Annotated in this window: 9 protein-coding genes; 1 reads left to right on the top strand and 8 read right to left on the bottom strand. The window is 37.2% G+C overall.

What is annotated here, in order from left to right; all coding sequences use genetic code 11:
- Nucleotides 1–127 precede the first annotated feature (127 nt).
- Nucleotides 128–1,408, top strand: coding sequence for an MFS transporter (locus J3U18_RS10285; protein ID WP_218058411.1), 1,281 nt, complete (start codon nt 128–130; stop codon nt 1,406–1,408).
- A 39-nt stretch (nt 1,409–1,447) separates the two neighbouring features.
- Here J3U18_RS10285 and J3U18_RS10280 read toward each other — a convergent pair whose 3' ends face one another.
- From J3U18_RS10280 to J3U18_RS10245, 8 genes are all read right to left on the bottom strand, one after another.
- Nucleotides 1,448–2,212, bottom strand: a complete 765-nt coding sequence (locus J3U18_RS10280) for a histidine phosphatase family protein (RefSeq protein WP_267353953.1) — start codon at nt 2,210–2,212, stop codon at nt 1,448–1,450.
- Between the two features lie 14 nt (nt 2,213–2,226).
- Nucleotides 2,227–3,567, bottom strand: a complete 1,341-nt coding sequence (locus J3U18_RS10275; protein WP_267353951.1) for an OprD family outer membrane porin — start codon at nt 3,565–3,567, stop codon at nt 2,227–2,229.
- 137 nt (nt 3,568–3,704) lie between these two features.
- Entirely contained in the window at nt 3,705–4,535 is an 831-nt protein-coding gene (locus J3U18_RS10270; RefSeq protein WP_267353949.1) for a histidine phosphatase family protein, read from the bottom strand.
- A 66-nt stretch (nt 4,536–4,601) separates the two neighbouring features.
- Nucleotides 4,602–5,993, bottom strand: a complete 1,392-nt coding sequence (locus J3U18_RS10265) for a glycoside hydrolase family 1 protein (protein WP_220225917.1) — start codon at nt 5,991–5,993, stop codon at nt 4,602–4,604.
- 3 nt (nt 5,994–5,996) lie between these two features.
- The gene (locus J3U18_RS10260; protein ID WP_267353948.1) at nt 5,997–7,865 is read right to left on the bottom strand and encodes a beta-glucoside-specific PTS transporter subunit IIABC; all 1,869 of its coding nucleotides are present in this window, start codon (nt 7,863–7,865) and stop codon (nt 5,997–5,999) included.
- Between the two features lie 185 nt (nt 7,866–8,050).
- On the bottom strand, nt 8,051–8,890 hold the full coding sequence (licT, locus tag J3U18_RS10255; protein ID WP_220225919.1) for a BglG family transcription antiterminator LicT: 840 nt from the start codon (nt 8,888–8,890) through the stop codon (nt 8,051–8,053).
- A 171-nt stretch (nt 8,891–9,061) separates the two neighbouring features.
- On the bottom strand, nt 9,062–10,930 hold the full coding sequence (gene htpG / locus J3U18_RS10250; RefSeq protein WP_065562674.1) for a molecular chaperone HtpG: 1,869 nt from the start codon (nt 10,928–10,930) through the stop codon (nt 9,062–9,064).
- Between the two features lie 215 nt (nt 10,931–11,145).
- Nucleotides 11,146–12,519: a sodium-dependent transporter gene (locus J3U18_RS10245; RefSeq protein WP_218058410.1), complete on the bottom strand. Its 1,374-nt coding sequence runs from the start codon at nt 12,517–12,519 to the stop codon at nt 11,146–11,148.
- Between the last annotated feature and the right edge of the window lie 101 nt (nt 12,520–12,620).

The following is a 12,620-nucleotide window of genomic DNA, read 5'->3' as shown; positions in this document are numbered from 1 at the left end:
CCGATTATATTATTATAGCAAGTTCTTATATTGAAATTAGAAATATTACTTTTTTTATTTATGATGGTAAACGGAATAACTATAATATTTGCACTTATTTAAAAATAAAATAATTTTGGAATGAATGATGAATACTAAACCAGCCAATTCAATGTCGAACGTAGCGTTAGCTAGTTTTATCGGCACTGCAATTGAATTTTATGATTTTTATATTTACGCCACCGCTGCTGCGCTAGTGATTGGGCCGGTATTTTTTCCTGATAGTTCGCCATCGGCTCAAGCGCTGCAATCATTTGCAACGTTCGGTATAGCTTTTGTTGCAAGGCCTATTGGGGCGATTTTGTTTGGTCATTTTGGTGATCGCATTGGTCGAAAGTCCACCCTAGTTGTATCGCTTATTTTGATGGGCGTTGCAACGGCGTTAATTGGTTTGTTACCTGGGTATAGTGTGATTGGCTTTTGGGCGCCATTTTTGTTGTGTATTTTACGATTAGCACAAGGCTTAGGTCTTGGTGGTGAGTGGGGTGGAGCAGCATTATTGGCAACGGAAAACGCGCCAAAAAATAAACGCGCTCTGTTTGGGATGTTTCCTCAGTTAGGCCCTTCGATTGGGTTTTTATTATCTAATGGGGTATTTTTATGTGTTACGCTTTCGCTGAGTAACGAGCAGTTTTTAGATTGGGGTTGGCGTATTCCTTTTGTTCTTAGTGCGGTTCTTGTGGTTATTGGTTTGTATGTCCGGTTAAAATTAGTTGAAAGCCCCATTTTCACTCAAGCTTTAGCCAATAAAAAACAAGTTAAAATGCCAGTAATGAATATGTTTGTTCACCATTGGAAAGCGTTGACGTTAGGCTCCTTTTCGATGGTAGGTTGTTATACGCTTTTTTATATAACCACAGCCTTTTTATTGCAATATGGCACTAAATACTTGGGCATCGAAAAAGGTCATTTTTTAGGATTTTTGTGTGTAGCGATTGTATTTATGGCGATCGCTACCCCGATTTCTGCTCGACTTAGCGATAAATACGGGCGTAAGCCGGTGTTAATTGTTGGCTTAATGCTTGTTGCGCTATCAGGACTGTTGATGACTCAATTTATGGCTAGTGGTAGTGAATTATTGGTGATGACCTATTTATGCTTATCACTATTTTTGATGGGGATTATTTTTGCGCCTATGGGGGCATTTTTACCCGAGATTTTTCCAACCAATATTCGTTATACCGGGTCGTCAGCAGCGTATAGTATTGGTGGGATTTTAGGGGCATCAATTGCGCCAATTATTGCTAATTATTTAGTGGCACATGGTAGTTTGACGTGGGTAGGCTATTATGTGGCGGTGGCGTCAATCATTAGTATCATCGCAACATGGTTGATTAAAGAGACATTAAATAGTGATTTTTCTGAGTAAAAAGTTAAAAGGCTCACTTCGGTGAGCCTTTTTTATCGGTTATTTTACTGCTTTGCCTTTTTCGACATAGCTCATGTCACCTAATGATTCAACAATGAATTTGCCATCATCAGTGTAACGAATTTTAGTGACGCTCGCGTTACCTAGTCCACTTGTGATTGGTTTATCTAACATTTCTTCAACCATAGCCATAATTGCCATGCCGTGAGAAACAACAAGAACATTACCGCCACCTTGTTCTTGGGCTGATTTTGCAATTGCTCTTAATGATGCTTGCATACGTGTTTTAACGGCATTGTAGTCTTCTGCTTCGCCTGATTTTTCAACGGCTTTAATCGCATCCATCATTTTTTTAAGGGTGACTTTACCTTTAGCTAAATCAGCCATTAATGCTTTGTCAGACTCATAACCTAGGTGCTGTGCTGCGGGATTCCACATGTTGGGATCAAGATCACCTTCAAAATCACCAAAACACGTTTCTCGTAATCCTTCCATTTCGTTAATGCTTAATTTTGTATCATCTTTAGATTCAAGAACAATGCGCGCAGTTTGTCTTGCTCGGCCTGAATCGCTTGAATAGACCGAAATAAAGTCGATACCTTTTAAGCCACGACCAAGTTGCTGTGCCACTTCAATTCCCGGTTTTGTTAGTGGCGTGTCTGACCATCCTTGAGCACGATGGACGTTGTTGAACATGGTTTTACCATGACGGGTAAAATAGATATTCACTTCGGCAGCAAATGATTGTGCAATTGATGCGGTAAGGATAGCGGTTAATCCAATAAGTTTAATGAGTTTTTTCATAGTTTCGTCCTTTTCTATAATAAGTTGAATCGATAATCAATAACGGTTTCGGCTGACAGTGTTGGTGAACGTTGAGCTTTGCCGTCTCTTAATTTTGGCGTAATGTCTTTACTGCTTAAGGTTTTATAAGACCAACCATAACCAAATTTTGACAAAATAGATAGATTTTTAAATGTGCCACTTGTTGGTTTAAAGATGTTAAACACGTTGATTTCGCCATTTTTTAAGGTTTCATGTTTGTAGTTAAATTCACCGTAGTTGAGATATAAACCTGTGGTATTGTCTTTAAAGAAGTCGTAAGTCAATATGCTTGAAAATACCAGTTCACCATCACGCATATAGTCGGCTGCAGCTGCTGCCATACCGTTAAAACGTCCACGATTGTTTTTACCAATATGACGGCCATAGTAACCGATAGCACCTTTGCGGTTAGCGTCAGTATAGGCGATACCGAATTTAGCACTCCAGTCGGCTTCTTTCCATTCAATGTCAGTTGCGTAATGCCATGCTGAATCATCAAAATCACGGACATTAGCTTTCATTTTGTCATGGTTTTTAAGTGCGGTACTACCGTAAATTTGTGAACCAAGAATAAGTTTATCCATCGGTTTATAAGAGAACTCGATTGCATGACGTTTGATGTAGTCTTTAGCAACGCCATAGGAGTAATCAAGTTTTACTATTTTGTCATTATACGCAATACCGGCCGTTTTGATATTATCAATGACGTGTTTTCTATCTAAGCTATAAAAATGCACTTTTTTCGATGATTCACGCGGGAAGGCGCTGTCGATGTAAGCAAGTTGTAGCGCTAAGTTTGAGTATTTTAATACGCCACTGTATCCCAAATAACTATAACGAGTTAAATGTTGTGATGAACTCATTACCCCCGTATCTTTTAAGCTATGCCATCCGACTTTACCATTAAAGTTGATATTTTTATCACCGAGTTTGACTTTGGCATAACGTTGAGTAAATTTGTTAAAACCATGCGCATTGTGTTTGTTTGGTTTTTTGCCTGAGTTATAGAGTAGGTTACGAGTTGCAAAGTAGTCACTAGCACCAAGTTTTATAACGTTATCATAGGTGAAATCAAAACCTAGGGTATCGAATAAATAACCCGATTTATAATTGAGCGTAAATGCTTGACCCCATGCACTATGGACTTCTTTAGGTTGGGATGCGTTTTCTTTTAAATACTTCCAATGGTTACGTGTTGAAAATTCAAATTTAGTATCTTTGAAAAAGGCATTATTCAAAAAGCCATTTTCACTATTGATTGAATTTGAATCAGCGGCAATAGCTGAAAAACACATGATGTTAAGTAATGCTAAGGCGACGTACTTTATTTTCATTATTATTTCCTATTTTTATAAATTTTTTTTCCAAAAAAAAACCTAAACACAACCCAAGCTATCAAGCTTGAGTCATATTTAGGTTTTGCCTGCAAAAGCAGTAACAATCCTATTCGACTAAATTTTACTAATTGTTTCTAATTTTGACGATTTTCACCGATATTTAATGATGATTTACCCTCATTAACATAGTCCATACTGCCAATTTCAACTACCTTATATTTACCATTTTGGTAAACAATTTTGACGACAGTTGCATTCGCTAATGGTCTGTTTTTAATAGGATTATTAGTTAAGTCATAAATCATTGCTTGAATCGACATGCCTGATGAGATCACCAATATATTTTTTTGATGCTTAGCCAGTGCGGTCTCTACAATAGTGTGGAGTGCGTTTTGAGTGCGCTCTTTAACTTGGGTAAAGTTTTCCGCTTCATGCTTAGGATCACTTTTGGCAATCGCTTCGGTTAACGTTGTTACTGGGATCTGCCCTTGTACATAACTTTTATAAAAGGCATCAACCGACTTGTAACCCAGTGATTTCATAGCTGCGGATACCATTTTCGCATTAGTACCGCCTTCAAATCCGCCGTAAAAAACTTCGCGTAGACCTTTTAACTCTTGTATTTTGTAATGTTTTACCCCTTTTTGAGCTAACAACACTTGCATGGTTTCGCGTTGACGACCTGAATCGCTGGTGTAATAAGCATCAAATCTGATGTATTTCTTTTTAAAGCCTTCACCTAAATAACGCGCCGTTTCTATTCCTTTGTTGGTTAAGGGTGAATCGGCCCAGCCTTGTACTAGATCATAGGTATTGAATAACGTTTTACCATGCCTTGCAAAATAGATGGTAACCACATCATCACGATTAGCATTAAACCTACTGCTTGGTTGATTACTACATCCAGTCGAGAGTGCGGTCAACAACAGTAAACTGGTGGTGATTTTAATTATTTTATTTATCATCTTTATCCTCGTAATCTGCTCAGTACATTTGCAGGTAATGCCGAGCAGACATTACCAGCATGATCATTATTTTAAAGTTGCACCTTTGGATAAAATCACAGACTGATACCAATAAAAGCTTTTCTTTTTATAGCGTTTTAATGAGCCTGAGCAATCTTGGTTTAGATCAACATAGATAAAACCATAACGTTTGGTGACTTCTGCTTTTGATGCACTAATGAGGTCAATTGGTCCCCAACTGGTGTATCCCATTACTTCAACGCCGTCGTTAATAGCTTCGCGAATTTGCACTAAGTGATCATTCATATAGTTTATACGATAATCATCATTAACCGTGCCATCTGCTTCAAGTTTGTCTTTGGCGCCTAAACCATTTTCAACAATAAACAGTGGTTTTTGAAAACGCTCATAAAGTAGGTTTAATAAGTAACGAATACCAACTGGATCAATCTGCCAGCCCCATTCAGATGCTTTAAGATGAGGATTTGGGACCATATCAAGAATATTACCTTTTTGACGGAGTGAATCGTCCGCTGTGCCACAACAACTCATATAGTAACTAAATGAGATAAAGTCGATGGTTTCTTTTAAATCTTCACGATCTTGATCGGTAATGGTTAGCTCAATATTGTTCTCTTTAAAGTAACGATTCATATACGTTGGGTAGTAACCACGAGCCTGAACATCCCCAAAGAATAACCAACCATGATTTTCTACATGTGTCGCCCATACATCTTCTGGTTTTGGCGTAAGTGGGTAGGCGATAGCGCCAAGTAACATATTACCGATTTTGGCATCAGGAATGATTTGATGACACAATTTTACCACACGTCCACTGGCAACTAATTGATGATGAATCGCTTGATAGATTTCGGCTTTAGTACTGTTACGATCTAAACCAACGCCAGTAAAAGGTTCGTGGAGTGACATATTGATTTCATTGAAAGTTAACCAATATTTCACTTTATTTTTATAGCGTTCAAATACTGTTTTGGCATAACGAGTAAAAAATTCGATGACTTTACGATTTCCCCATCCACCATATTGTGTGACAAGGTAGTAGGGCATTTCATAATGCGATAAGGTGACAAGTGGCGTAATGTTGTGTTTTAACATTTCGTCAAATAGTTTGTCATAAAACGCCAGGCCTTTTTCATTTGGTTGCTCTTCATCACCATTTGGAAAGATTCGGGTCCAAGCGATAGATGTTCTTAAACAGGTGAATCCCATCTCAGCAAACAGGGCAACATCTTCTGGATAGCGATGATAAAAGTCGATTGCCCGATCTTTAATACTGGTAATATCGACTTTATTGCGATCGACAATATCACCAAATAGACCATTAGGCGTGCAGTCAGATGTTGATAGCCCTTTGCCATCTTCACGATATGCACCTTCAACTTGATTGGCAGCAATAGCGCCACCCCATAAAAAATCACTAGGAAATGTATTTGCCATGTTTTACTCCTTTTTTGCACTTAACGCTAATAGCGCGTCACCTTGTTGAACGTCATCTTGTTTGAATATGCATTGCACATCGATATAGTCATCACTATTGGTAATAATAATTGGTGTGGTGACTTCAAAGCCGGCTTGTTTAATCGCTTCGATATCAAAGCTAACAAGTCTATCACCTTTTTTCACCTTTTGGCCGGCTTCAACATGCGCTTCAAAATGTTGCCCATCTAATTTAACCGTATCGATACCGATGTGAATAAGGATTTCTGCCCCTGATTGAGTTTGAAATCCGATAGCGTGTTTAGTTCTAAATAGCGAAACAACTTCACCATCTTCAGGCGCGACAGTTTCGCCAATGGTTGGAATAATTGCGGCACCTTTACCCATCAATCCGCTGGCAAAAGTTGGATCATTGACTTGATTTAAATTAATGAGTTTGCCAGTCATTGGACTTGAGATAGTATCGATCTGCGTTTGACTGTTTATTGGCGATTGTTCTGCATTATCCGCTTTTTTATCTTTAGGAATACCAAATAGATAAGTTACCACCAATGCAATCATAAATGAGACTATCGAACCGATTATGGCAGCAAAGAATTTATCATCCAAACCATCACTTGGAATCATTTGTAAAAATGCAAAGATACTGGTGAAGCTAAATGAGAAGATAACCGATTTGAAATAACCAATAATCGCACCGCCAGCCATGGCTGAGAGACAACCGATCACAAATGGGCGTTTTAATGGTAAGTTAACGCCATAAATTGCTGGTTCTGTTACCCCAAATACACCGGATAATGCGGACGAACTTGCCAACGCTTTAACTTGCGGATCTTTACTGCGCATCATCACCGCCAATACCGCACCGACTTGGGCAAATACCGCTGGGAATAAGATTGGCAACATAAAGTCTTGTTGATATACGGTAATATTATTTATCGCAAAAGGTACCAAGCCCCAATGGATACCAAACACAACCATTATTTGCCAAAGTCCTGCTAAAAGCATACTGGCAATAACAGAATTAAGTTCATAAACATAAATAATGCCACTAGCAACAATGTTACATAAAAATGCAACGACTGGACCAATAAGCGCAAACGTTAATGGCACAGTAATGATAATACCGAGTAGGGGCGAAATGAATTTTTTAAATGAGTCATGCATGATTTTGTTGAAGTTACGTTCAAGCAATGAATAAAACCATGCCGCTAAAATTACCGGGAAGACTGAAGATTTATAAGGAATTAATTTAATAGGGATATTGAAAAATTCGGTTTGTAATTCAATTGCTTTTCCTAGCATCTCGGTAATATCCGGATAGACTAACGCGCCACCGATCGCCATTCCAACATAAGGATTACCACCAAATTTTTTAACCGCTGAAAAACCTAAAATGATCGGTAAATAATAAAATGGCGCATCAGCAATAGCGTTTAAAAAAGTAAATGTTGGCGTTTTTTCCTGAACAATGTCACATACTTGTAATAGAGACACAATCCCTTTTAAAATACCGCCAGCAACCAGTACCACTAAAACTGGAATAAAAATACTTGATACTAAATCAATCAGTCGTGACACAATCCCTTTTTTAGGTCCCGCTTCTTGAGGAGCAGGGGTATTATTAAGGCTAGTGATATCCATAATTGCATTAAATACGTCAGCAACATTATTGCCGATAACGACTTGGAATTGTCCACCACTTTGAACGACAGTAATGACGCCAGTTTGTTTTTTAATTATTTCGGCATCTGCTTTTGATTCATCTTTCAATACAAAGCGAAGTCTGGTAGCACAGTGTACTAGACTGACGATGTTTTCCTGACCACCTACGTTCTCAATAATTGATTCAGCAAGTTGTTTATTTTTCATAGCTTATCCTTATTTAAGCGCAAAAAAAAACCTAAACCCCAGTAAACACGGGATTTAGGTTTTGCTTGCATCGATAAAATTAACCAATGCAATAACAATCCAAAAAAAGATTCCTTATTAAATTAACATAAAATAAATTAGCTTGTTGACAATTCATTCGTTAATTTGTGATGTATATCACATAATTATTTTTTTAATTCCGACCTCAATCGTTCAATATGAATAGTGAGATATAAACTTTCATCATCAGATAGCGGATGTTGATATTGTTGGATTAAATGAAGATCTATCTGTTTAGTGCAAAGATAGGCTTGTTCATATTTTTCACGGATAATCTCATACAACGAGGTATCTTGCTGTGCGGATTTACCTTTACTCAAAATTCGGTGTGCAAAAAACTTTAAATGGGTAACAAATCGTTGATAAGAAAGGCTGTTTTCGTCATATTCGAACCGAAAGTGATATTTTACGATATTTAAAATTTCACGCATGATTTTGGTCATATTAACAATATTGGGCATGGTATCGTTAAGCTCAGCATTGATAATATGAAACGTAATAAATCCTGCTTCATCTTCATGAAGCTCAACACCCAACCGTTTTTTAATGACATCTAAAGCGTACACACCGATTTCATACTCTTTAGGGTAGAATTTTTTTATCTCCCAGATAAAGTTATTAGGAATATTAAAACCTTGTTTATGCCGTTCAATGGCAAAATAAATATGGTCAGTTAATGAAATATAGATACTATCTTGTAATTTACTGCCTAAAAATTGTCTGGCATGATTGATAATAATATCGGTTGTGGTATGAACTTCGATTGGAATTTCAGAAAGCAGTTCAGCAAATTTGGGTAATATTTCTTGATTATTTAATGAAAACTGTTTTTCGATAAGTTTCGGGTCGATCTCATCACCTTCCCGTTTTTTAAATCCAACTCCTCGACCCGTAACAATCAATTCATTCCCTTTGGAATCTAAAGTCACTACAACATTATTATTTAATATTTTATGAACTTTCATCTGATTCTGTCTAAATTTTAAGATTGATTTATTATCTATCGCAAAACGAAAATGGAAAGGAGGAATATAAAAAAGTGTGACTGACTTCATAAATTTGAGAAAAATAAATTGATTATTCTCAAAAAATAAACCCGATAGGCGAGCCATATCGGGTTTGGGTGAATAAATTAATTATTGTGCAAGTAGTTTATTCATTGTTTGAATAAATTTGCTTGGATCATTTAACGATCCTTTTTCTGCTAGTAACGCTTGATCTAATAGCAATTCAATCCAATCACTAAATGCGGTTTCGTCTTGCGTATCAGCAACACGTTTAACTAATTGATGATCAGGATTGATCTCAAAAGTATATTTTATCTCTGGTGCTTTTTGTCCTGCTGCTGCAAAGAGTTTTGCCATTTGAGTAGACATCTCGTCGGCAGCGGTAGTGACAATTGCTGGCGTATCAGTTAAACGATGTGTTAATTTAACTTCTTTAACTTTATCGCCTAATACTTTTTTAACACGTTCGATAAATGGCTCAAGTTCTTTTTCGACTTGTTTTTGCTCATCACTATTTTGATCAGCTAACTTCTCGATTGACTCGTCAGATTTACTGATTGATTGGAACTGTTTACCATCAAATTCAGTTAAATTGCTCATCATCCACTCGTCAATACGATCAGATAATAATAAGACTTCAATGCCTTTTTTGCGGAATAGCTCAAGGTGAGGACTATTTTTCGCTGCGCCATAACTATCAGCAGTGATGTAATAGATCTTCTCTTGGCCTTCTTGCATACGGCTGATGTAATCGTCTAATGATACAGTTTGCGCCTCGCTATCACTTTGTGTTGTTGTAAAGCGTAATAATTTCATAATCGCTTCACGGTTAGCATAGTCTTCACCAGTACCTTCTTTTAAGACTAAACCAAATTCACTCCAAAATTGTTGATATTGTTCTTTATCATCTTTGGCAAGTTTATCTAGCATTTGTAAAACACGTTTAGTACATGCATTACGAAGGTTTTGTGTCACTTTATTATCTTGTAATATTTCGCGTGATACATTTAATGGCAAATCATTTGAATCAATTAAGCCTTTTACAAAACGTAAATAATTAGGCATAAATTGTTCAGCATCATCCATAATAAACACACGTTGTACATAGAGTTTTAAACCGTGTTTATTGTCACGATTCCACATATCCCAAGGTGCTTTAGATGGAATATAGAGCAAACTAGTGTACTCTTGTTTACCTTCAACACGGTTGTGGCTCCAGCTTAGTGGATCGGCAAAATCATGTGAAATATGTTTATAAAATTCTTTATACTCTTCATCACTCACTTCTGATTTGCTTCGTGTCCAAAGTGCTTGGGCTTTGTTGACTTTTTCCCACTTAACTTCATTTTCTTCAGTAGTTTGGACTTCAACCGGTAATGAGATGTGATCTGAATATTTGCTAATAATTGAACGTAGACGCCAATCATCTAAAAACTCTTTTTCATCTTCTTTTAAATGTAAAATAATTTCAGTACCGCGACTCTCTTTTTCTGTATCAGAAATCGTGTATTCACCTTCACCAGCTGATTCCCACATCACTGCTTCATCGGCTTTAGCTGTTGCAGCGCGGGTTTTTACTGTCACTTTATCGGCAACAATAAAGGCAGAATAGAATCCAACACCAAATTGACCAATTAATTGGCTGTCTTTCGCTTGATCACTACCAATGGATTCTAAAAAGGCTTTGGTACCTGATTTGGCAATCGTACCTAAATTTTCAATGACTTCATCACGAGTCATCCCAATACCATTATCTGCAATGGTTAATGTGCCAGCTTCTTTATTTGTTGAAATGCGAACACCAAGCTCAGCATCACCCGCATATAAATCTGCATTTTCAAGTGCTTTAAAACGGAGCTTGTCGGCTGCGTCAGATGCATTTGAAATAAGTTCTCTTAAAAAAATCTCTTTGTTTGAATACAAAGAGTGAATCATTAAATGCAGAATTTGTTTAACTTCGGATTGAAATCCACGCGTTTCTGTTCCTTGCTTACTCATTGACTAATACCTCAACTATTTTTAGCAATTAAAAGTGATCGATACATTTTAATTGATTAACTTTGACATAATGTTTTGATTAATTGTTGTATTGCTATATGGGAATTAAAAAAAGAATTTCAAGAGGAGAGGTTATGATAAACCGTTGATTGGTGATTTTTTAATTGATTAAAAAAAGCCCTGATAATGTATCAGGGCTATTGATGATAATTTAATTATCGAGTTTCTGGTAAAAAGCCACAAACTAAAATAAGAACAACGGCAACCGGAATAATTACGCGAGTTAAAATCGTCCAAACGCCAAACCAGAAGCTATTTAAGTTAAGCTCTTTACGAATGACTTTTTGGTTCATCATCCAAGCACCAAAGATAACAGTACCTAATCCTGTCACAGGTAACATAATCTTACTTGTGAGGTAATCAAGCAGATCGAAAATATTTTTATCAAATAGTTTCAGGTCTGCCCATTCATTGAATGATAAAATACAAGCGATACCCAATGCCCAAATTAATACACTACTAACCACTGTTGCGGTTTTACGACCCATGTGCGTTTTTTCTTCTAATAACTCTACCGTAGGCTCAAGTAATGATATTGATGAGGTTAACGCAGCAAAAGTTAGGAAGATAAAGAATAAACAACCTAAAATTGAACCTGCTGCCATATTACCAAAAGCGATAGGTAACGTTACAAAGATCAGACCAGGACCAGAACCTGCTTCTAAACCATTAGCAAATACTAATGGGAAGATCGCCATACCTGACAACATCGCAACGATAACATCTAAGATAACAACGGTGCGAGCAGTAGAGATTAAGTTCACATCTTTACCAAGATATGAACCGTAAGCCATCATAATCCCCATACCTAATGATAAGCTGAAGAATGCATGACCTAAAGCCGCTAAAATGGCAGTACCATTTAATGCCGACCAGTTTGGTGTGAATAAAAAGTCAAACGCTTGACCAAATGATGATCCACTAACGATGGCTGCATAAGCAACTAAAACCAATAATAAAATACCAAGGCCAGGCATCATTACCTTACAAGCACGCTCTAAACCAGCGCCAACGCCCATCGCAACAATAATGGTATTGGCTGCCATAAACACCGTATGCCAAATCAACAAGCTAGAGGTATTACCAAGAAAACCTTTGAAGATTTGCGCCGTTACGGCACCATTTGCACCATTAAATGTACCATTGATAGCTAAAAAGATATAATCGGTAGCCCAACCGCCAATTACACTATAAAACGAGAGAATTAAAAATGAGCCAAGTACGCCGATAATCCCAACCCAGCGCCACAATTTTGAGCGACCTTCTGAAACAGCAACATCTTCCATGGTATGGATTGGATTTTTTTGCCCGCGACGGCCAATTAACCACTCTAAAACTAGAATAGGCAGACCAATAACAAACATAAATAGCAAATAGGTAAGTACGAATGCTGAACCACCCATTTCTCCTGCCATGTATGGAAATTTCCAAATGTTACCTAAACCCACAGCAGAACCCGCAGCTGCAAGCATGAATCCCATGCGAGAGCTCCACTGTGAATGACTTTTCTTCATAGTACCTGTACTCATGAATATATTTTCCCTTGAGTTTTTGATTAAATATTTAATTTCTAGCATCAGCCTAGGCTGAACTATTTTTTTATTAGATAAATTAAGCGCTAAATCATGCC

The sequence above is a fragment of the Gilliamella sp. B3482 genome, from assembly GCF_026536805.1.
Classification (GTDB): Bacteria; Pseudomonadota; Gammaproteobacteria; order Enterobacterales; family Orbaceae; genus Gilliamella; species Gilliamella apicola_E.
This window is presented reverse-complemented; position numbering and strand designations above follow the sequence as displayed.

Coding starts and splice junctions, on each gene's coding strand:
- J3U18_RS10285 (WP_218058411.1), top strand. CDS start 128: ATGAATACTAAACCAGCCAATTCAATGTCGAACGTAGCGTTAGCTAGT.
- J3U18_RS10280 (WP_267353953.1), bottom strand. CDS start 2,212: ATGAAAAAACTCATTAAACTTATTGGATTAACCGCTATCCTTACCGCA.
- J3U18_RS10275 (WP_267353951.1), bottom strand. CDS start 3,567: ATGAAAATAAAGTACGTCGCCTTAGCATTACTTAACATCATGTGTTTT.
- J3U18_RS10270 (WP_267353949.1), bottom strand. CDS start 4,535: ATGATAAATAAAATAATTAAAATCACCACCAGTTTACTGTTGTTGACC.
- J3U18_RS10265 (WP_220225917.1), bottom strand. CDS start 5,993: ATGGCAAATACATTTCCTAGTGATTTTTTATGGGGTGGCGCTATTGCT.
- J3U18_RS10260 (WP_267353948.1), bottom strand. CDS start 7,865: ATGAAAAATAAACAACTTGCTGAATCAATTATTGAGAACGTAGGTGGT.
- licT (WP_220225919.1), bottom strand. CDS start 8,890: ATGAAAGTTCATAAAATATTAAATAATAATGTTGTAGTGACTTTAGAT.
- htpG (WP_065562674.1), bottom strand. CDS start 10,930: ATGAGTAAGCAAGGAACAGAAACGCGTGGATTTCAATCCGAAGTTAAA.
- J3U18_RS10245 (WP_218058410.1), bottom strand. CDS start 12,519: ATGAGTACAGGTACTATGAAGAAAAGTCATTCACAGTGGAGCTCTCGC.